18 protein-coding genes are annotated in these 20,135 nt (G+C 58.4%); 2 read left to right on the top strand and 16 right to left on the bottom strand.

The features are described 5' to 3' along the window. Nucleotides 1-133 precede the first annotated feature (133 nt). Nucleotides 134-1,027, top strand: coding sequence for a DNA-binding transcriptional regulator ArgP (gene argP / locus AC236I_RS04095; RefSeq protein ID WP_004867418.1), 894 nt, complete (start codon nt 134-136; stop codon nt 1,025-1,027). A 53-nt stretch (nt 1,028-1,080) separates the two neighbouring features. Here argP and AC236I_RS04090 read toward each other — a convergent pair whose 3' ends face one another. The 7 genes from AC236I_RS04090 to tkt form a co-directional block, all read right to left on the bottom strand. Then, nucleotides 1,081-1,842, bottom strand: coding sequence for an oxidative stress defense protein (locus AC236I_RS04090; RefSeq protein WP_487608696.1), 762 nt, complete (start codon nt 1,840-1,842; stop codon nt 1,081-1,083). 85 nt (nt 1,843-1,927) lie between these two features. Further along, complete coding sequence (argO, locus tag AC236I_RS04085) at nt 1,928-2,569, bottom strand: arginine exporter ArgO (RefSeq protein WP_015585768.1); 642 nt, start codon at nt 2,567-2,569, stop codon at nt 1,928-1,930. Between the two features lie 149 nt (nt 2,570-2,718). Beyond that, nucleotides 2,719-3,576 carry a small-conductance mechanosensitive channel MscS gene (mscS, locus tag AC236I_RS04080; protein ID WP_004867425.1) on the bottom strand — a complete coding sequence of 286 codons (858 nt, stop codon included), beginning with the start codon at nt 3,574-3,576 and terminating at the stop codon, nt 2,719-2,721. Between the two features lie 188 nt (nt 3,577-3,764). Next, nucleotides 3,765-4,844, bottom strand: a complete 1,080-nt coding sequence (fbaA, locus tag AC236I_RS04075) for a class II fructose-bisphosphate aldolase (protein ID WP_004867428.1) — start codon at nt 4,842-4,844, stop codon at nt 3,765-3,767. A 195-nt stretch (nt 4,845-5,039) separates the two neighbouring features. Continuing rightward, nucleotides 5,040-6,203: a phosphoglycerate kinase gene (gene pgk / locus AC236I_RS04070; protein WP_004867431.1), complete on the bottom strand. Its 1,164-nt coding sequence runs from the start codon at nt 6,201-6,203 to the stop codon at nt 5,040-5,042. 77 nt (nt 6,204-6,280) lie between these two features. Then, a complete protein-coding gene (epd, locus tag AC236I_RS04065; RefSeq protein ID WP_065907045.1) occupies nt 6,281-7,300 on the bottom strand; it encodes an erythrose-4-phosphate dehydrogenase in 1,020 nt (339 codons plus the stop codon). Between the two features lie 331 nt (nt 7,301-7,631). After that, on the bottom strand, nt 7,632-9,623 hold the full coding sequence (tkt, locus tag AC236I_RS04060) for a transketolase (protein WP_071359764.1): 1,992 nt from the start codon (nt 9,621-9,623) through the stop codon (nt 7,632-7,634). Between the two features lie 277 nt (nt 9,624-9,900). On the opposite strand from tkt, the gene loiP reads away from it, so the two are divergent. Next, nucleotides 9,901-10,659, top strand: a complete 759-nt coding sequence (gene loiP, locus AC236I_RS04055) for a metalloprotease LoiP (RefSeq protein WP_004867438.1) — start codon at nt 9,901-9,903, stop codon at nt 10,657-10,659. A 42-nt stretch (nt 10,660-10,701) separates the two neighbouring features. On the opposite strand, the gene AC236I_RS04050 is transcribed toward loiP, so the two are convergent. From AC236I_RS04050 to AC236I_RS04010, 9 genes are read right to left on the bottom strand one after another with little or no spacing between them, the layout of a single operon-like run. Then, a complete protein-coding gene (locus tag AC236I_RS04050; RefSeq protein ID WP_032718233.1) occupies nt 10,702-12,342 on the bottom strand; it encodes a thiamine pyrophosphate-binding protein in 1,641 nt (546 codons plus the stop codon). 14 nt (nt 12,343-12,356) lie between these two features. Next, nucleotides 12,357-13,826, bottom strand: coding sequence for an aldehyde dehydrogenase (locus AC236I_RS04045; protein ID WP_032718234.1), 1,470 nt, complete (start codon nt 13,824-13,826; stop codon nt 12,357-12,359). Nucleotides 13,827-13,835: 9 nt separating this feature from the next. Then, the gene (locus AC236I_RS04040) at nt 13,836-14,606 is read right to left on the bottom strand and encodes an aspartate dehydrogenase (protein WP_004867444.1); all 771 of its coding nucleotides are present in this window, start codon (nt 14,604-14,606) and stop codon (nt 13,836-13,838) included. Nucleotides 14,607-14,615: 9 nt separating this feature from the next. After that, nucleotides 14,616-15,410, bottom strand: a complete 795-nt coding sequence (locus AC236I_RS04035) for an SDR family oxidoreductase (RefSeq protein ID WP_015585763.1) — start codon at nt 15,408-15,410, stop codon at nt 14,616-14,618. Next, nucleotides 15,394-16,164, bottom strand: a complete 771-nt coding sequence (locus AC236I_RS04030) for an alpha/beta fold hydrolase (protein WP_048023408.1) — start codon at nt 16,162-16,164, stop codon at nt 15,394-15,396. Before AC236I_RS04030 ends, AC236I_RS04035 begins: the two co-directional genes overlap by 17 nt. 9 nt (nt 16,165-16,173) lie before the next feature. Beyond that, nucleotides 16,174-16,704, bottom strand: coding sequence for a cupin domain-containing protein (locus AC236I_RS04025; RefSeq protein ID WP_004867451.1), 531 nt, complete (start codon nt 16,702-16,704; stop codon nt 16,174-16,176). 10 nt (nt 16,705-16,714) lie between these two features. After that, entirely contained in the window at nt 16,715-17,971 is a 1,257-nt protein-coding gene (locus AC236I_RS04020; protein ID WP_325958539.1) for an MFS transporter, read from the bottom strand. 26 nt (nt 17,972-17,997) lie between these two features. Beyond that, nucleotides 17,998-19,194 (bottom strand): NAD(P)/FAD-dependent oxidoreductase, encoded by a 1,197-nt coding sequence (locus AC236I_RS04015; protein WP_142632027.1) that lies wholly within the window; start codon nt 19,192-19,194, stop codon nt 17,998-18,000. After that, on the bottom strand, nt 19,191-20,117 hold the full coding sequence (locus AC236I_RS04010) for a VOC family protein (protein ID WP_004867458.1): 927 nt from the start codon (nt 20,115-20,117) through the stop codon (nt 19,191-19,193). The genes AC236I_RS04015 and AC236I_RS04010 overlap by 4 nt, the downstream gene beginning before the upstream one ends. Nucleotides 20,118-20,135: the final 18 nt, after the last annotated feature.

Raw genomic sequence — 20,135 nt, 5'->3', positions numbered from 1 at the left:
TTATAGAACACCGGGGGGGGAATTGTCCCTGCGGCAGGGTCACACAACTGAACAGACCATTTTTCATCTTCATCAAAAACGAATTTATGTCATAGTGCGAGTTAATGAAAAGTGATAGGGGTACGCCAGAATAATGAAACGACCGGACTACAGAACACTACAGGCGCTGGATGCGGTAATAAGAGAACGTGGGTTTGAGCGCGCCGCGCAGAAGCTCTGCATTACACAGTCCGCCGTCTCTCAGCGTATTAAACAGCTGGAAAATATGTTCGGCCAACCGCTGCTGGTCCGTACCGTGCCGCCGCGTCCGACCGAACAAGGACAGAAACTGCTGGCCCTGCTGCGTCAGGTTGAGCTGCTGGAAGAGGAGTGGCTGGGCGATGAACAGACCGGATCGACGCCGCTGCTGCTGTCGCTGGCGGTCAACGCCGACAGTCTGGCCACCTGGCTGCTGCCCGCGCTGTCTAACGTCCTTTCCGACTCCCCTATCCGCCTCAATCTGCAGGTGGAAGATGAAACGCGTACTCAGGAACGCTTACGCCGCGGTGAAGTGGTCGGTGCAGTGAGTATCCAGCCGCAGGCGTTGCCGAGCTGCCTGGTGGATCAACTCGGGGCGCTGGACTATCTGTTCGTCGCCTCGAAAGAGTTTGCGCAACGCTATTTCCCTAATGGCGTAACCCGCTCGGCGCTACTGAAAGCGCCGGTTGTCGCGTTCGATCATCTGGATGATATGCATCAGGCGTTTTTACAGCAGAACTTCGATTTGCCGCCGGGCAGCGTCCCGTGCCATATCGTTAACTCTTCGGAAGCCTTTGTACAGCTGGCGCGCCAGGGCACGACCTGCTGCATGATCCCGCATCTGCAGATTGAAAAAGAGCTCAACAGCGGCGAGCTTATCGACCTCACGCCGGGACTGTTTCAGCGTCGGATGCTCTACTGGCATCGCTTCGCGCCGGAAAGCCGGATGATGCGCCGGGTCACCGACGCACTGATCGATTACGGCCACAAGGTGCTGCGTCAGGACTAAGCGCTGGCGATAAAAAAAGCCACTTCAGATGAAGTGGCTTTTTATTTTATGGCTTACTGTGCCGCATCAGGCTGCTTAGCCGGCACAGCGGGGGCCGGGGCTGGCTGAGCAGGCTGCAGTTCAAAAACAACATCGACCTGATCGTCAAACTGAATGGTCGCCTGCTCGTAGGTTTCCTGCGCCGAAACCGGGGCCGCATCGGCAGCCTTCATCATGCGTACCATCGGGCTCGGCTGGTAGTTCGAAACATGGTAGCGAACGCTATAAACCGGTCCCAGCTTGCTATGGAAACCTGACGCCAGCTCTTGCGCCTGATGCACCGCGTCATCAATGGCCGCTTTACGCGCTTTGTCTTTATAGGCATCCGGTTGCGCAACGCCCAGCGAAACAGAACGAACTTCATTCAGCCCCGCTTTCAGCGCGCCATCCAGCAGACCGTTCAGCTTGTCCAGCTGACGCAACGTCACTTCGACGGTGCGCACCGCGCGGTAGCCTTTCAGGATGCTTTTGCCATTCTGATAGTCGTAATCAGGCTGGGTACGCAGGTTGGCTGAGTTAATATCTTTTTTGGCGATGCCGTTCTTTTCGAGGAAAGAGAGATACTGCGCCACGCGATCGTCGGCCTGCTTTTTCGCCGACGCGGCGTCTTTCGCTGCAACGTTCACTTCAATCGCCAGGGTGGCGATATCCGGCACAGCGGCTACGCTGGCGGTACCCGAAGTCACAATATGCGGGCCATTCGGCAATTCATTTGCCTGTACTGCCATCGCACTCAATCCAATTGCTGCCGCCAGGGCCATGAGTTTTAACTTCACTGTCGTTTCTCCATCTTACATTGGGTCGCCCGTCTACGGACGCATGTCTGCAAGCTTAACGCGTCCGCGGAGAAAGTCCATCGGACTAAGCCTGGTAAAACAGAGCCTGGACATGCTGGAAACCGTCTTTCGCCAGCTGCAGCGCAATAAACCACATCACCAGGCCAACCAGCACGTTAATCATCCGCTGCGCTCGCGCGGTACGTAAGCGTGGTGCCAGCCACGCCGCCAGCAGGGCCAGGCCAAAGAACCACAGGAATGATGCGCTAATGGTGCCTAAGGCAAACCAGCGCTTAGGCTCCACGGCCAGCTGACCTCCCAGGCTGCCCAGCACGACGAAAGTGTCGAGATAGACATGCGGGTTAAGCCAGGTGACCGCCAGCATGGTGACGATAATTTTCCAGCGCCCCTGCTTCATGACTTCCGCACTGGCCAGTTCCAGATTGCTGCTCAGCGCCGTTCTCAAGGCGCCGAAACCGTACCAGAGCAGAAAGGCCACGCCCCCCCAGGTGACCAGCGCCAGCAGCCACGGCGACTGCATCAGCAATGCGCTACCGCCAAAAATACCGGCGCAAATCAGCAACAGATCGCTCAACGCGCACAGGAACGCGATCATCAAATGATACTGTCGGCGAATCCCCTGATTCATCACAAACGCATTTTGCGGCCCGAGCGGCAAAATCATAGCCGCTCCCAGGGCAAGCCCCTGAAAGTAATACGATAACATGGTGTTTTTTCCGGTAGGTCGTTAATGCAGAGGAATATAGCGCGATAAAATCATTAGAGGAAATTGATAATTTTAATCATTAATAAGAGTAGCTAATACAGCAGTGGCAATAAAGGCCAGCATCGCTGGCCTCCGGATCGGCGGCTGTCTTACTCCACTTTCTCCTGCGGACGAACCATATGAACATCCATCTGCGGGTACGGGAAGCTGATGCCGTTGGCGTCAAACTCGCGTTTAATACGCTCCAGCACATCCCAGTATACGCTTTGCAGATCGCTGCTCAGACTCCAGACGCGCACCACATAGTTCACCGACGACGCCCCCAGTTCATGCAGACGTACGGTCATTTCGCGATCTTTGAGGATACGATCTTCCGATTCGATAATACGGGTGAGCAGCTGCTTGACCTTATCGATATCGGCATCGTAGGAGACGCCGATAATAAATTCGTTGCGTCGCGCCGGCTCACGGGAAAAGTTAATGATATTGCCGGCGATAATTTTACCGTTCGGAACCACCACAATTTTACCGTCGGCCGTACGCATGGTCGTAGAGAAAATCTGCACGCTCAGTACCGTACCGGCGACGCCACCGAGATCGACATACTCACCTGCGCGGAACGGGCGGAACATCACCAGCAGTACGCCAGCGGCCAGGTTAGACAGCGATCCTTGCAGCGCCAGACCTACGGCTAAACCGGCGGCACCGAGGACGGCGATCACCGATGCCGTCTGCACGCCTACGCGACCTAATGCCGCAATCAGGGTGAAGGCGACAACGGCATAGCGCACCAGGGCGGACAGAAAATCGGCAACGGTCGCATCAATCTTACGCGCCAGCATCAGTCGGTTCACCGTATTAGAGATGACCCGTGCCACAATCATACCGATGATGATAATCGCGATAGCGGCAACGATATTGACGGCATAGCTCAGCAGTAATTCTTGATTGCGCACCAGCCAGGAACTGGCGTTGTGTAGGCTATCGCCAACGTTCAACTCTTCCATTTAATCTTCCTTATGAATACCCGTAGGGGGAATAAAAAACCAAACCTGTACAGCGACAGGTTAACTAAGGTTAAACAATATGCACATGTTTTGCCAAGTTGATCACAATTCTCGGCGAAATATCGTGTTGTTCAGCCATAAAAAAAGCCCGCTATTCAGCGGGCTTTCGCGCAAGAAACAGATTTTTCTTACAGAACGTCGATCGCGTTCAGCTCTTTAAATGCCTGCTCCAGACGAGTCACCATGGACGTCTGTGCAGCACGCAGCCATACGCGCGGATCGTAGTATTTCTTGTTCGGCTGGTCTTCGCCTTTCGGGTTGCCCAGCTGGCCCTGCAGGTAAGCTTCGTTGGTTTTGTAGTACTGCAGGATACCGTCCCAGGTTGCCCATTGGGTATCGGTATCGATGTTCATTTTGATAACGCCGTAGCTTACGGAGTCTTTGATTTCCTGAGCGGAAGAACCGGAACCGCCGTGGAAGACGAAGTTCAGGCTGTTGTGCGGCAGGTTGTGTTTCTTAGAAACATATTCCTGAGAATCGCGCAGGATGGTCGGAGTCAGCACGACGTTACCCGGCTTGTACACGCCGTGTACGTTACCGAAGGAAGCGGCGATGGTGAAACGCGGGCTGATTTTGCTCAGTTCAGTGTACGCGTAATCAACGTCTTCCGGCTGAGTGTACAGGGCAGAAGCGTCCATGTGGCTGTTGTCCACGCCGTCTTCTTCGCCACCGGTGCAACCCAGTTCGATTTCCAGAGTCATGTCCATTTTGGCCATGCGCGCCAGATATTTAGAGCAGATTTCGATGTTTTCGTGCAGAGACTCTTCAGACAGGTCGATCATGTGAGAAGAGAACAGCGGTTTGCCGGTAGCAGCGAAGTGTTTCTCACCCGCGTCCAGCAGGCCGTCGATCCACGGCAGCAGTTTCTTCGCGCAGTGGTCGGTGTGCAGAATAACCGGCACGCCGTAGTGTGCAGCCATCTGGTGAACGTGATGTGCGCCAGAGATAGCACCCAGGATTGCTGCGCCCTGAGGAACGTCAGTTTTCACGCCTTTGCCCGCGATAAACGCAGCGCCGCCGTTGGAGAACTGAACGATAACCGGAGAACGAACTTTTGCAGCAGCTTCCAGAACGGCGTTGATGGAGTCAGTACCCACACAGTTAACCGCTGGCAGAGCAAAGTTATTTTCTTTAGCTACCTGGAACACTTTCTGAACGTCATCACCAGTGATCACGCCAGGTTTTACGAAATCAAAAATTTTAGACATGTTACGTAGTCCTGTATCTTCGGCCGTTTATGCTCGCCATCATTCGTGCGGCAGTCCTCTGGCTTACCTCGCTTACCCCGGTTACGTAAGAACCTGGCGTTCGCGCTGTCGCCACCTTCCGGCAACACGAATTATTTAGAGCAACAAATTGAATTTTATTTGCAAAACAGGCGGGATTTCCCCGCCTGATCAAACTTACTTCTTAGCGCGCTCTTCAAGCATAGCTACTGCTGGCAGGACTTTACCTTCCACGAATTCGAGGAATGCGCCGCCGCCAGTGGAGATGTAGGAAATTTTGTCCGAAATGCCGAACAGGTCAATCGCTGCCAGGGTGTCACCACCGCCGGCGATGGAGAAACCTTCGCTATCAGCGATGGCGTTAGCCACGATTTCAGTCCCTTTACGGAAGTTCGGGAATTCGAATACGCCAACCGGACCATTCCACAGAATAGTTTTAGCGTTTTTCAGGATATCAGCCAGTTTCTGTGCAGAAACATCGCCCAGGTCCAGGATCTGCTCGTCATCTTTGATGTCGTTAACAGATTTCAGCGTCGCGGTCGCCGTTTCGGAGAACTCAGTTGCCACGCGAACGTCGGTCGGAACCGGGATATCGCAGGTGGTCAGCAGGCGTTTCGCTTCGTCAACCAGGTCAGCTTCGTACAGGGATTTACCCACGTTGTGGCCCTGAGCGGCAACGAAGGTGTTGGCGATGCCGCCACCGACGATCAGCTGGTCAGCGATTTTAGACAGGGAATCCAGAACGGTCAGTTTGGTGGAAACTTTAGAACCACCCACGATGGCAACCATCGGGCGAGCCGGCTCTTTCAGCGCTTTACCCAGCGCGTCCAGTTCAGCGGCCAGCAGCGGGCCAGCACATGCAACATCGGCGAATTTACCGATACCGTGGGTAGAGGCCTGCGCACGGTGTGCAGTACCGAAGGCGTCCATAACGAACACGTCGCACAGCGCCGCGTATTTTTTGGACAGCGCTTCGTCGTCTTTCTTCTCGCCTTTGTTAAAGCGAACGTTTTCCAGAACGACCAGTTCACCGGCGGCAACTTCAACGCCATCCAGGTAATCTTTAACCAGGCGAACCGGGTTAGACAGTTTGTCTTTCAGGTAATTAACAACCGGCAGCAGAGAGAATTCTTCGTTGTACTCGCCTTCGGTCGGACGACCCAGGTGAGAAGTGACCATCACTTTAGCACCCTGTTTCAGCGCCAGCTCAATGGTCGGCAGAGAAGCACGGATACGCGCGTCGCTGGTTACTTTCCCGTCTTTGACTGGTACGTTCAGATCGGCACGGATAAAAACGCGTTTACCAGCCAGATCCAGATCGGTCATCTTAATTACAGACATGGTGAATCCTCTCAATGATTCTTAAAGTTTTGCAGACGCCATACGCTCCATCACGAACAATGTTGCGCAGGGATGTCTCACCTGAAACCAATAACGGCCATCGCTAACGTCGTGTCGAGCATCCGGTTAGCAAAGCCCCATTCATTATCACACCAGACCAATGTTTTGATCAGATGAGCACCACTGACCCGGGTTTGGGTGCCATCAACGATGGCGCTGTGTGGGTCGTGGTTGAAATCTATCGAGACCAACGGCAATTCCGTATAGTCAACTATACCATGAAATGCACCTTGTGCTGCTTTTTGCAGCAACTGGTTGACTTCATTAGCCTTTACAGGTTTTTTCACCGTCACGCTAAGGTCAATCGCCGTCACATTAATCGTCGGTACGCGGACCGCAATTGCCTCGAAACGGTCGTTAAACTGCGGGAAAATTCGCGTGATCCCCGCAGAGAGTTTGGTATCGACCGGAATAATCGACTGGCTGGCCGCGCGCGTACGGCGCAGATCCGGATGATAAGCGTCGATCACCTGTTGATCGTGCATGGCGGAGTGGATTGTCGTTACCGTTCCTGACTCAATGCCGTAGGCATCATCTAACAGTTTTATGACCGGGATAATGCAGTTGGTCGTGCAGGAGGCGTTGGAAACAATACGATGCTCCGTACGCAACTCATCATGGTTCACGCCAAATACAACGGTCGCGTCAAGATCGCTGCTGCCGGGATGGGAAAAGAGCACTTTCTTTGCCCCTGCCCGAATATGGGCTTCGCCATGCTCACGGCTGCCGTAAATACCGGTACAATCGAGAACAATATCAACCGCCAGCTCCTGCCAGGGCAGCGCCTCAATCGAAGGTTCATGCAGCAGACGTATGGCATCATCGCCGACATACAGCTGCTCTCTCTCCTGGCGAACATCCCAGGCAAAGCGCCCATGGCTGGTGTCATATTTCAACAAATGCGCGATGCCCGCGGCATCCGCCAGCTCGTTGATTGCCACCACGGTAATTTCCGCACGACGCCCGGATTCATATAAAGCGCGAACCACGTTGCGTCCTATGCGACCGAAGCCATTAATCGCGATGCGTATGGTCATAGGTCTCCTGCAAGGTTGTCCCTGATTTGAGATGGCTGACAGAGTAATCCAGCAACGCCCGAAGGGAAACCTTACCCGTCGCAAACTGCGACTGATTGATTAATTGTCGAACATTTAAACGACTGAAACGCTTCAGCTAGAATAAGCGAAACGAGGAATAAAAGGAATGTCTGTCCAGCGGAAGAAGTGAGTTATCTGACGTACATCACATTTTGGATGGAATAATACGCAATCTGTCGGCGGCTATCGGGAATAACGGTGTCAAAAAAAAGCCGGGCGTTTAGCCCGGCTTTTTCTGCTGTTATCGCCCGGATAAGCGGGCAGATAACGACTACAGCAGCGCTTTCGCTTTCGCGACCACGTTGTCGACGGTGAAGCCGAACTCTTCGAACAGCTGCTCTGCCGGCGCAGACTCACCGAAGGTGGTCATGCCAACGATAGCGCCATTCAGGCCGACATATTTGAACCAGTAGTCGGCGATGCCGGCTTCAATGGCCACGCGAGCAGAGACCGCTTTCGGCAGCACTGATTCACGGTACGCCGCATCCTGCTTGTCGAACGCGTCGGTAGACGGCATGGAGACCACGCGCGCTTTCACCCCTTCGGCAGTCAGTTTGTCCCACGCGGCCACCGCCAGCTCCACTTCAGAGCCGGTGGCAATGAAGATCAGCTCCGGCTGACCGGCGCACTCTTTCAGCACGTAGCCACCGCGAGCGATGTTCGCCAGCTGCTCTGCAGTACGATCCTGCTGCGCCAGGTTCTGACGGGAGAGGATCAGCGCGGTCGGGCCGTCGTGACGTTCAACGCCATATTTCCACGCCACCGCCGATTCCACCTGGTCACACGGACGCCATGTGGACATGTTCGGGGTCACGCGCAGGGACGCCACCTGCTCTACCGGCTGGTGCGTCGGGCCATCTTCGCCCAGACCGATGGAGTCGTGGGTGTAGACCATCACCTGACGCTGTTTCATCAGCGCCGCCATACGCACCGCGTTACGGGCATATTCCACGAACATCAGGAAGGTGGAGGTGTACGGCAGGAAACCACCGTGCAGAGCGATCCCGTTGGCGATCGCGGTCATGCCGAATTCACGCACGCCGTAATGGATATAGTTACCGGCGGTGTCTTCGTTAATCGCTTTCGAACCAGACCACAGAGTCAGGTTGGACGGCGCCAGGTCAGCAGAGCCGCCGAGGAATTCCGGCAGCAGCGGGCCAAACGCTTCAATCGCATTCTGCGACGCTTTACGGCTGGCAATTTTCGCCGGGTTAGCCTGCAGCTTAGCGATAAATTCACTGGCTTTGGCGTCGAAGTCAGCCGGCATTTCGCCCTTCATACGACGGGTGAATTCAGCGGCTTCCTGAGGGAAGGCTTTCGCATAAGCAGCGAACTTCTCGTTCCAGGCCGCTTCTTTCGCCTGACCGGCTTCTTTGGCATCCCACTGTGCGTAGATTTCAGACGGGATTTCGAACGGCGCGAATTTCCAGCCCAGCTGTTCGCGGGTCAGCGCAATCTCTGCATCGCCCAGCGGCGCGCCGTGGGAATCGTGGGTACCGGCTTTGTTCGGCGAACCGAAACCGATGATGGTTTTGCACATCAGCAGGGACGGTTTGTCGGTGACCGCACGCGCTTCTTCTACCGCACGTTTGATGGCGTCTGCGTCGTGACCGTCAACGCCGCGCACCACGTGCCAGCCGTAGGCTTCGAAACGTTTAGCGGTGTCGTCGGTGAACCAGCCTTCCACATGACCGTCGATGGAGATACCGTTGTCATCATAGAACGCCACCAGTTTACCCAGTTTCAGGGTACCGGCCAGGGAGCAGACCTCATGAGAGATCCCTTCCATCATGCAGCCGTCGCCCATGAAGGCGTAGGTGAAGTGGTCAACGATATCGTGGCCCGGACGGTTGAACTGCGCGGCCAGCGTTTTTTCCGCGATAGCCATGCCCACGGCGTTAGCAATCCCCTGACCCAGCGGGCCGGTGGTGGTTTCTACGCCAGCGGTGTAGCCCACTTCCGGGTGGCCCGGCGTCTTAGAGTGCAGCTGACGGAAGTTTTTCAGCTCTTCGATCGGCAGATCATAACCGGTGAGGTGCAGCAGGCTGTAAATCAGCATGGAGCCGTGGCCGTTGGACAGCACAAAGCGGTCGCGGTCGGCCCAGGCCGGGTTCTGCGGGTTATGGTTCATGAAATCACGCCACAGGACTTCGGCAATGTCAGCCATACCCATCGGGGCACCCGGGTGGCCGGATTTGGCTTTCTGTACAGCATCCATGCTCAGCGCACGAATAGCGTTAGCAAGCTCTTTACGTGAGGACATTTTGACTCCAGTTCGGACTGTTGAAGGCCATACCCTTAACGACTTGACGAGAGCGCGTTTTGGGCTACGCCAGAAAAAAGTGTCAACAATGTAACCCAAGCGCGAAAGCATGTACATGGAGCATCCTTTTGTGGTTTAAGAAATCTCCGGAACACGTTGTGCTGCCCCGGAATCCTCTCGCCCGCGCCGCGCAATAGTCTTTATAATTTGTACAGGATGCGACAGCCTTATTGTTGCCTTTTTCAGTCAGATCATCGAACGAGTGTGGAAGATAAAAATGAAAATTCGCTCAACTATTCTTGCCCTTGGGATCGCAGCAACCCTCACCGGATGTCAGAACATGGACTCCAACGCCCTTCTCAGTTCGGGCGCCGAAGCTTTTCAGGCCTATTCCCTGAGCGATGCTCAGGTTAAAAGCTTAAGCGACCAGGCTTGCAAAGAGATGGATAGCAAAGCCACCCTGTCGCCGGCCAGCAGCGAATACAGCAAGCGTCTGAATAAAATCGCCGCCGCGCTGGGCGACAATATCAACGGTCAGCCGGTGAATTACAAAGTGTATGAAACCAAGGACGTCAACGCATTCGCGATGGCTAATGGCTGCATCCGCGTCTATAGCGGCCTGATGGACATCATGAACGATAACGAAGTTGAAGCGGTAATCGGCCATGAGATGGGCCACGTCGCCCTCGGCCACGTGAAGAAAGGTATGCAGGTTGCGCTCGGCACCAACGCCGTTCGCGCCGCCGCCGCCTCGGCGGGCGGTATCGTCGGCAGCTTGTCGCAATCTCAACTTGGCGATCTGGGCGAAAAGCTGGTGAACTCGCAGTTCTCCCAGCGCCAGGAGTCCGAAGCGGACGACTACTCCTACGACCTGCTGCGTAAACGCGGGATTAATCCGGGCGGACTGGCCACCAGCTTCGAGAAGCTGGCTAAACTGGAAGCCGGGCGTCAAAGTTCAATGTTTGACGATCACCCGGCCTCCGAAGAACGTGCTCAGCATATCCGCGATCGCATGAAGGCAGACGGTATTAAATAATCTCCCCTTCCCCTCTCTGCGCCGCAGAGAGGGGAAGAGAGCTTAGTACAGCGTCTTCTGCGGCGGTCCGGCAAAACGCAGCGCGCCAATCTGCCCCATCCTGACCTCTACCACCGACGGCCCCGGCGTCGCCAGCGCTTCGGTCATCACCGAGGTGAAATCCTCCGCTCGCTCCACGCTCCACGCCTGCAGACCGATAGCCTGTGCCAGCAGCGTGAAATCCGGCGTGTGCAGTTCGTTGTAATACTGGCGACCGCCGAAATACTTATCCTGAATACCGCGCATAACGCCATAGCCGCCATCGTTCATGATAATCAGCGTGACGTTAGCTTTTTCCTGCGCCAGCGTCGCCAGCTCTCCGAGGTTCAGGCTCAGACCGCCGTCGCCGACCAGGCCGACTATCTTACGCTGCGGGTTGGCAATCGCCGTGCCGATCGCCATCGGCAGCCCCATTCCAATCGCCCCCGCCAGCGAATGCACGTTCATCAGCGGGCCATTTGCACGGAACAAGCGACTGCCCCACAGGCTGCCGGAGACGGTGATATCGCGGACCAGAATGCCGTCATCAGGCAGCGCCTGTTCGATAGCATCATTCAGCCGGGCATAGGCGCCGCACTGTTCACGTAGCCCATGCTCAGCCAGCGTCACCGCCTCTTTTACCTGTGCGTCCCAGTGACCATTGCCCCATTCACGCCCCTGCGCTTTTGCCGCCAGCGCCGCCAGTAAAGCCGGACAATCGGCGATCAGCGTATTGTCCATCAGATAGTTACGGCTGGCCGCCGCCGGATCGATATCAATCTGTACGCGGGGTGACGGCAGTTCCAGCGTCCAGGAACGTGTTTCGTTACTGCGCAAACGCGAGCCCGCGACCAGGGTGAAATCACATTGCGCCATCAGCGCCTCAACGGAAGGCGAATTATGGAAGGCGCGCAGGCTGGCGCGATGGCTGTCCGGCAGCACGCCGCGCCCGTGAGTACTGGAGATCACGGTGATCCCCGCATCCGCCAGTTTTTTCACCGCCGCTTCGCTACCGATAGCTCCGCCGCCCAGCCACAGCAGCGGCTGTTTCGCCTGCCTGAGCTGCGCCCACAGGGTATCCACCGTTGTCTGAGCAACCGGCGGCGCCGGCGCGATGTGCAGCGGGGCGGTGACCAGCGCCAGGGGAATACTGGCTCCCTGAATATCAATCGGGATCTCCACCGATACCGGCCCGCACGGCGGCGTCCGCGCTTCCTGAATCGCCTTGTGCAAAATGGCGATCGCCTGGTTGGCGTTGCTGATGCGATACGCACGTTTCGAACTGGCTTTCAGGAAGGTCAGCTGATCGCGGGTTTCGTGAATAAACCCGGTATCCGCATCCAGCCAGGTTTTCTCTACCTGACCGGTCAGATGCAGCAGCGGCGTACCGGCATTCATCGCCTCCACCAGCGCCCCGACTGCGTTCCCCGCCCCGGCGCCGGTGCTGGTTAGCGCGACGCCAAGGCCGGAAAAGCGACCGTGGGCATCGGCCATGGTCACCGAACCGGCCTCGCCACGCGCCGGAACAAAGCGGATATTGCCGCGCTGGCCAATGGCATCGGCAACCGGCAGGTTATGAATAGAGATGACGCCGTAAATAGCCTCAACGTTGTACTGCTCCAGCGTTCTGGCGATGGCTTCGCCGACGGTTATCATTTCGCTCATTGCTCACCCTTCTCTCAATCGCACCAGTGATTCACGCTATTACCCGTCGCCAGATAAATGCTCTTTTGTTGCATCCAGGCTTTCAGCCCCTGAATCCCTTTTTCGCGGCCCAGACCGCTCTCTTTAAAGCCCCCGAACGGGGTCGAAATAGAGAAAACCTTATAGGTGTTGATCCACACCGTCCCGGCTTCCAGACGTTCGCTTAAGCGCAGGGCGCGCCCGCTATCCCGCGTCCAGATCCCCGCCGCCAGACCATAGACCGAGTCATTGGCTTCGCGGATCAGCGTCTCCTCATCGCTGAAGGGTATCGCCACCAGCACCGGGCCGAAGATCTCTTCCTGACAGACCCGCGCCTGATTCGTCAGCCCTTCGACGATCGTCGGCTGGAAGTAGCTGCCCGCCGCCAGCGCCGGATCGGCCGGAATCTCCCCTCCGCACAGCACCCGCCCGCCTTCGCGTTTCGCCAGTTCGACGTAGGCGAGCACGCCGTCACGGTGCTGTTCATTAATCAGCGGCCCGATGTGGGTATCGTCGCTGAACGGATGGCCAATACGCAGTCCGCGCGTCAGCTCCAGCAGCCGCGCCATCAGCTGCGGGTAAACTTTTTCATGCACAAACAGCCGCGAACCGGCGATGCACGCCTGGCCGCCTGAGCTGAAAATGCCGTAGCAGATCCCCCGCGCCGCCTGTTCGATATCGGCATCTTCCAGCACGATGGTCGGCGATTTTCCGCCGAGCTCCAGCGACGCCGGGATCAGCTTTTCCGCCGCGACGTGCGCCAGATGACGTCCGGTGCTGGTGCCGCCGGTAAACGAAATTTTGCGCACCAGCGGATGACGCGCCAGCGCATCGCCAATCACCGATCCTTTCCCCGGCAGCACGCTCAGCAGCCCCGCAGGCAAACCGGCTTGCTCGAAGATCCGCGCCAGCTCCAGCGCCATCAGCGGCGTCGCTTCCGCGGGTTTGAGGATCACCGCATTGCCGGCGGCGATCGCCGGCGCCACTTTTTGCATTTCGCTGGCGATCGGCGAGTTCCACGGGGTGATCGCCGCCACCACGCCCAGCGGCTCGTAGCGGCTCAGGGTCAGCAGGTCTGCCTGACGCGGCGTCGGCAGCTCTCCTTCCAGCAGCTCGCAGGCGGCGGCGAAGTAGCGGGCGCTGCCCGCCGCGCTCATCACCAGGCCTCGCGCTTCCGCCAGCGGCTTGCCGTTGTCGCGGCTTTGCATCCGCGCCAACTCATCAAGACGGGATTCGATAATATCCGCCACTTTATGCAGGATCTTTGCCCGCAGATGGGGCAGCATGTTGCGCCACGTTGGTTCCCGCCAGGCACGCTCGGCGCAGGTCATCGCGTCCTGCAGATCGTCGAGACTGGCCGCCCGCAGCGTCGCGTTCACCGAACCGTCCGCCGGAAAGTAACTGTGCATCAGATTGCCGCCGCCGTGGCGCCAGCGACCGCCGATAAAAATCGTTAATTCGTCCATTGCCGCCTCTTAGCGTTGCGCCAGTTCACGGCAGGCGCGTACCGCGCTCAGTGCCGCCAGGGTCGATGTTTTAGGATTGTCGGCCAGCGGCAGACCGCTCAGCTCGAGGCGAAACTCCCCGAACGCGCCTTCAACATGTAACGTGTGGGTGTTACGCCGCGTGGCCGGATCGACCATCAGCTGCACCCGCGTGTCGTCCATGCCGATACCGCCCAGCGCCACGGTTGCCGCCACGTTGGCATTCGCCGGAAACAGGCGTGCCGCTTCGCGGGCGCTGCCCTCAAAAAAGATTTTCGCTTCGCTGACCGCATTGAGGTCGATGAGCATTTCCGCGTAGCTTCCGCGCCAGCTGGCCGGGCTTTTGCGCGACTGATAGGTCACGCGCTCAAGACCGCCCTCTTTTGCCGCCGCCAGTCCGTCAATGCCGGCCACCGCGCCAGCGAGCAGCGTCAGCCTGCCGCCCGCCTGATATAAACGCTGTTCGAGCGCGCTATCGGCCAGCGCGCCGGTGGAGATCACCGCCAGATGCCAGCCGCGCGCGAGAATCGCTTCGCCATATTGCGCGACCGCCTGTTGGCTGGCGCACTCCAGTACCAGATCCGGGGCTTCCGTACAGGATTGCGGATCGTCAAGTACCGTCACCGCATCGCCAAAGCGGGCGCGAATCGCCGCATGGTGAGCCTCCCGGGCGACAATCCAGCCTAACGTGACCTGCGGGGGCAGCCGTTCAATCACCGCTTGCGCCATGGCGCCATAGCCGATAAGCATAATTTTTTTCATGATGGCTCCTTACAGGTGACGGCAAAAACCGCCGGAGACATCCAGCGCGGCGCCGGTGGTAAACGATGCCAGCGGCGAGGCCAAAAACAGCAGCGCCTGCGCAGGCTCCTGCGGCTTACCGAGCCGCGCCATTGGGATCCCGCGTTTACGGGCGATATCCGCCGTCCACTCGGGCCAGCTCTGGCGCTTGTCCGCGCGGTTTTCAAAGCGTCGCTGCCACTGCCCGGACTCCACCATGCCGAGCAGAATGGAGTTCACGCGAATGCCTTTGCTAATCAGCTCCTTCGACAGCGTCAGCGTCATGTTAAGCAGCGCCGCGCGGGCGGCGGAGGTGGCGATCATGTGTTCTTCCGGCTGCAGCGCCAGCAGCGAGTTCACGCAGGTAATCGAGGCGATATCCGAGCGCTCCAGCTGCGCCTGAAAGGCTTTTACCGGGTTAATCACCCCGAACAGCTTCAGCTCCGCCTCATGCAACCACGCCTCGCGCGGGGTATCGGCAAAATGCGCCACGTAGCCCTGCCCGGCGTTGTTGATCAACATGTCCGCGCCGCCAAAACGGTCCGCTACCGCATCGGCAAAGGCCTGCACCTCGTCTTCTTTCAGGACGTCGCAGCGGTAAGAGAAAACCTCCGCTCCGGGATACTCGTTCTGCAACGCGGCATGCGCGCTGGCGAGCCGGTCGGGATTGCGGCCGCAAAAGGCGACTTTCGCCCCTTCGCCCAGCAGCAGACGCAGCGTTTCAAAGCCGATCCCTGACGATCCTCCGGTGACTACCGCTACACGGCCTTCAATTTGTGCATTCATCGCGCACCTCTTCCCCTACCCGTAAAAGCTGTTGATTAAAAAAGGTTTCATTATCGAGATAGCTGGCGTGCCCCGCGTGCGGAATCGCCGTGTAACCCATGCCGTAGCGTAGCGCCAGACCACGCACCAGCTCCGGCTGCGTGATAGCGTCCTGCTCACCGCACCACACCTCAAACCGGCCGTGATAATCGCCAAGCCAGCGGTGAATATCGTCGTGCGCCAGCATCCACGCCGCGGCCAGATAGCCCTCACGACGCAGCTTGCGCATTCCGGCGGCAACGGTGGCGACATCGGCCTCCGCCGCACAGGGATGCAACAGCTTCGCCGCCCGGTTTTGCGCCAGCCGTTCTGCGCCTGACGCAATCAGCTGCTGGCGACTCTGCCAGACTTTTTCCCGCTGTTCCGGCTCCGCCTGGCCGTACCCCTGTGCGACATCGGCTAACACCAGATAGCGCACGCGGCGGGGATACTTCGCCGCAAAGGCGCTGGCCACCAGCGCACCGAGCGAATGCCCCACCACTACCGCCCGCTCAACGCCGGCGTGGTCCAGCAGGCGCGCCAGCGCATCGGCATAATCGCCCGCATTCGCCTGCTCAACCGGCAGCATCGGGCTTTCGCCATAACCGGGCATATCCCAGGCCAGCACGCGATAGCCGGACAGCGCCATCTGTTTATGCCAGGAAGCCGCGCCGGAGCTGATGCCGTGTAACAGCACCAGCGGCGTGCCGTGCCCTTGTTCACGAAAACCCGTCATACCGCCTCCTTAATTCCGTTTTACTTTCGACAGGGGGTGATCTTCCGGATAGGTCGGGATATTCGGCTTGCGGGTGCCCAGCATCACGCACATCAGCGCCTCTTCCTCACCGTGGTTAAACAGCCCGCGGTAGATACCCGCCGGGACGGAGATCAGATCGCGCTCGCGCAGCACGGTTTCGGTATAGCTGTCGCCATCCTGAATCATCAGCGTTATCTGCCCTTTGAGCATGAAGAACACCTCCTCCACATCATCATGCAGGTGCAGCGGCCCTTCACATTTCGCCGGCAGCACCATGGTGGAGAAGGTGAAGTTTTCCGCCGCGACGGTATTGGTATCGCTCGCCACGCCGGTGGCGCCGGTGCCGATATAGCGCATCTGGGCGCGACGATATTTCGGGTCGAAATCGGCCTGGAATTTCAGCGCGTTCCAGTCATATTTCCGTCCCTCAAAGCGCGCGATACGCGACTCTACCCACTCTTCCATCGTCAGATGTTCCGGTTTGATACCCTGTTTTGCAGTTACGGTTGAATCAGTCATCGTTTTATCCTCAGTAACGTCTCAGCAGCGGCAGTAACAGGACGCAGCCCACCGCCGCCATCACCGCCAGAAAAATCAGCCCGGAATCCATGCTGTGGGTGAAGGCGATCAGCGCCCCCATCACCGCCGGCGACAGGGCGCCCGCAAAGTTCCCTAGCCCGTTGAAAATGCCCCCCGCCGTGGCGCTGACCCGGGGATGGGTCGCCTTGGCCAGCAGAGCGAAAATATTGGGTGCGCCGGTGCCCCACATAAAGGTGCTAAAACTCATCGCCGCAATGACCGTCAGCGGGGTGGCGAAGTGCATCACCGCCGCCAGGCCAACCGCCGCCCCGGCCAGCGAGATAAAGCAGGCAGCCGCGCGTTTATCAAGACGATCGGAGAGCCAGGCGCCGATCACTTCTCCCAGCAGCATGGCGATAAACGGCATTGACGACAGCCAACCGGCATGCTCCAGATGGATACCTTTGCCTTTAATCAGATAGCCCGGCAGCCAGCCGTTGATGCCCCACAGATAGGCCAGAAAGGCGATGTTAAACACGCAAATCATCCAGAAATGCGGGCTGACGAACAGCTCCCGTCGCGCCGCGCGGCGCGCCTCCTGGGAGACCTTTTCGCCGGACGCTTTGCTCTCCAGCAGCACCCCGCTCAGGCCGATGCGCACGAAAATTAGCACCGGCACCGTCAGCATCGCCATCACAAAGAAGGTGCTCTGCCAGCCAAAGGTATTGAGCAACCAAATCGACAGCGGAAAACCAATCGCTGCGCCGACCGGTGTCCCGAGCAGCCACAGCATGGTGGCCCGCGCCTGAAGCCGCTGCGGAAAGGTGTGGCGGACGATGGCGAACGCCAGCGGAAACAGCGGTCCTTCGGCAATGCCGAGCAGAATGCGCAGGGTGACCATCACGGTGTAGTTATGGGTGAAGCCCATCATCACCATTAAAATGCACCACACCACCATCATCCCGGTGAGCAGGCGCAGCGGCGCGATACGGTCGCCCAGCCCGCTGAGCAGCACCGAGGAAAACCCGTAGCTCAGCAGGAAGGCGCTCATCAGAATCCCCAGCCGCGTGGTGTCAAAATCCATCCCCATCGCCTGCTGGAAATGGCTATCGGAAAACAGCGCGGCAATACTGATTTTGTCGAAGAACGCCAGCAGTACGCAGGCCAGCAGCGACAGTGGAATCGCCCAGCGGACCGCTTTTTCAGGCGTGTGGACGCCCTCACCGCCTGCCTCAAGCGGCGCGGTGTTTGTCTCTAATGTGGTCATCTCTCCCCCTTAAGGGTGCGCGGGTCTTATCGCAATGACATCAGCGAAAAGGCCAGGTCATCGAGCGGTACGGCGGAAAGATCTCTCCCCGTAGCCATCCAGCGTTTCGCCAGCTTGACGGTGCGGGCGTCGTTAAACGCCACCAGCTGAGTCAGGCGACCGTCAGCATCGATCGAGAAAAACAGCGGCCCTTTGGGATCGCGGCGAACCACCGTCCGGGTTCCCGGCTGCGGAATGCCGAGGATCTGAATATTGTCGGCATATTGATCCGACCACAGCCACGGCGCGTCGGCATAGCCGGCCGCCTGCGGGTTCCGCATCGCTTTCGCCGTCGCCACCGCCTGATTCTGGGCAAAGGCCCAGGACTGGATGCACAGACCATACTGGTGATGCTGCGCCACATCTCCGACCGCGAAGATCGCCGAATCGCTGGTCTGCCCCAGGGCGTTGACAACGATCCCGCGCTCGACCGCCAGTCCCGCGTCCCGCGCCAGTTCGAGATTGAGATCGACGCCGATCCCTACCACCACCGCATCAAAGATTTCCCGCTGACCATCGCAGTGAATTACCGGCCGACCGCCATCATCCTCCAGCTCCAGCGCGCCGCAGCCGCAGCGAATATCGACGCCCCGATCGCGATGGATCCGTTCAAGTTCCTGCGACACTTCCGCGCTTACCGAACGCATACACAGCAGCGGTTGCTGTTCAAATAAGGTGACCGCGACGCCGCTTTTTCGCGCCGAGGCGGCAATCTCAAGACCAATCCAGCCGCCGCCGACAATCGCCAGCCGCGCGGTGGTCGCCAGCCGTTGCTTCAGGCGCTGCGCATCCTGCCAGTGGCGAAGCGTGTAAACCTGAGGCTGTTTCGCCCAGGCTTCGCCGGGCAGGCGGGCACGACCGCCGGTGGCGATCAGCAGCTGGTCATAGCCGAGCTGTTCGCCGTTGCTCAGATGAACGCTTTTGCTCTGGCGATCGATGGCCTCAGCGCGCAGCGGGCGGAACCAGCGAAGGTTTAACGCCTGCTGAACCTCTTCGCTGAACAGACGCGGCAGCGGCGCATCGGCTTCCAGCAGCGTCGCTTTTGACAGCGGCGGACGCTCGTAAAAATCCCACTCTTCTTCCGCCACCACGCAAATCTCACCGTCGTAGCCTTCGTCACGCAGGGTTTTTGCCGCCCAGCCCCCCGCCTGGCCGCCGCCGATAATGACTATCCGCGCCGTCATACCGCCTCCGGCTTTTTCTGCTGGCGGCGGGTATCGTGGTCGATCCCACCTTCCACCGCCCACTCGGTAAAGGAGACCAGCGAGTGTTCCAGCTCGCGCGGGCGCCAGTTCTCGGTCAGGAAATCATCGTTGGTGTAGTACTCAAAAGCGCCGCCGGTCGGGCTGTTGACGTACCAGAAATAGGCGGAAGAGACCGGGTGACGACCGGGGCCAATAAAGGTGCTCCACGCGTTCTTATTCATCGCGATGCCGCCGCCAATCACTTCATGGATATCGCGGACGGTAAAGGCCACGTGGTTCAGGCCGCGCTTGCGGTTGGGGAGCTGCAATAAAAAGAGGTTGTGGTGGCCGCCGCGTACGCCGCAGCGCAGGAATACCGCACGATTGATATAGCGATCGGAAACCTGGAAACCGAGCACGTCACGATAGAAGGCCTCGACCGCCGCCAGCTCTTCGACGAAGAACACCACGTGGCCTACGTTGATCGGCTGCGCGCCGTCATATACCGGGCTGGGCGTATCAATCCGGCGCACATCGCCCCACTGGTTAATCGGCTCAACGTTCAGCGTCACCGCGACTTGCTGCGTGACCTGTACGCGCAGCGTCATGCCGTTCGGATCCTGGCACTCCAGGGCACCGTCAATCTCACGAAAAGCGGGCTGGCGGGACAGTTTGGGCCGCAGAGCATCCAGCGCCGCCCGATCCGCCACGCCCCAGGTCATACGGCGGAGGGTGTTACCCGCTTCAAAGGCCGGCGGCAGATCCGGGCTATGGATCGGGTTCAGTTCCACCCGCGCGCCGCTTAAGGTAGTAAAACGCTGGCCGCTGGCGTCGCCCGCCAGGCCAAAATCACGCATAAACCTGGCGCAATGAGTCAGGTCGTCGACGCCAAATTCCAGCTTTTCAATTCCGGTTACACTCATCGTTCGTAGCCTCTTTAC

The organism is Klebsiella sp. Sb-30 (assembly GCF_057652795.1).
Note: the sequence above shows the minus strand (reverse complement) of the source record. Positions and strands in the feature narration are given on the sequence as shown.

What these genes read in the sequence shown, in the direction of transcription:
- AC236I_RS04010 (WP_004867458.1), bottom strand. Translation starts at nt 20,117, where the DNA reads ATGAGTGTAACCGGAATTGAAAAGCTGGAATTTGGCGTCGACGACCTG.
- AC236I_RS04020 (WP_325958539.1), bottom strand. Translation starts at nt 17,971, where the DNA reads ATGACCACATTAGAGACAAACACCGCGCCGCTTGAGGCAGGCGGTGAG.
- AC236I_RS04015 (WP_142632027.1), bottom strand. Translation starts at nt 19,194, where the DNA reads ATGACGGCGCGGATAGTCATTATCGGCGGCGGCCAGGCGGGGGGCTGG.
- AC236I_RS04040 (WP_004867444.1), bottom strand. Translation starts at nt 14,606, where the DNA reads ATGAAAAAAATTATGCTTATCGGCTATGGCGCCATGGCGCAAGCGGTG.
- tkt (WP_071359764.1), bottom strand. Translation starts at nt 9,623, where the DNA reads ATGTCCTCACGTAAAGAGCTTGCTAACGCTATTCGTGCGCTGAGCATG.
- loiP (WP_004867438.1), top strand. Translation starts at nt 9,901, where the DNA reads ATGAAAATTCGCTCAACTATTCTTGCCCTTGGGATCGCAGCAACCCTC.
- argP (WP_004867418.1), top strand. Translation starts at nt 134, where the DNA reads ATGAAACGACCGGACTACAGAACACTACAGGCGCTGGATGCGGTAATA.
- pgk (WP_004867431.1), bottom strand. Translation starts at nt 6,203, where the DNA reads ATGTCTGTAATTAAGATGACCGATCTGGATCTGGCTGGTAAACGCGTT.
- mscS (WP_004867425.1), bottom strand. Translation starts at nt 3,576, where the DNA reads ATGGAAGAGTTGAACGTTGGCGATAGCCTACACAACGCCAGTTCCTGG.
- AC236I_RS04025 (WP_004867451.1), bottom strand. Translation starts at nt 16,704, where the DNA reads ATGACTGATTCAACCGTAACTGCAAAACAGGGTATCAAACCGGAACAT.
- fbaA (WP_004867428.1), bottom strand. Translation starts at nt 4,844, where the DNA reads ATGTCTAAAATTTTTGATTTCGTAAAACCTGGCGTGATCACTGGTGAT.
- AC236I_RS04045 (WP_032718234.1), bottom strand. Translation starts at nt 13,826, where the DNA reads ATGGACGAATTAACGATTTTTATCGGCGGTCGCTGGCGCCACGGCGGC.
- AC236I_RS04030 (WP_048023408.1), bottom strand. Translation starts at nt 16,164, where the DNA reads ATGACGGGTTTTCGTGAACAAGGGCACGGCACGCCGCTGGTGCTGTTA.
- epd (WP_065907045.1), bottom strand. Translation starts at nt 7,300, where the DNA reads ATGACCATACGCATCGCGATTAATGGCTTCGGTCGCATAGGACGCAAC.
- AC236I_RS04050 (WP_032718233.1), bottom strand. Translation starts at nt 12,342, where the DNA reads ATGAGCGAAATGATAACCGTCGGCGAAGCCATCGCCAGAACGCTGGAG.
- AC236I_RS04035 (WP_015585763.1), bottom strand. Translation starts at nt 15,410, where the DNA reads ATGAATGCACAAATTGAAGGCCGTGTAGCGGTAGTCACCGGAGGATCG.
- argO (WP_015585768.1), bottom strand. Translation starts at nt 2,569, where the DNA reads ATGTTATCGTATTACTTTCAGGGGCTTGCCCTGGGAGCGGCTATGATT.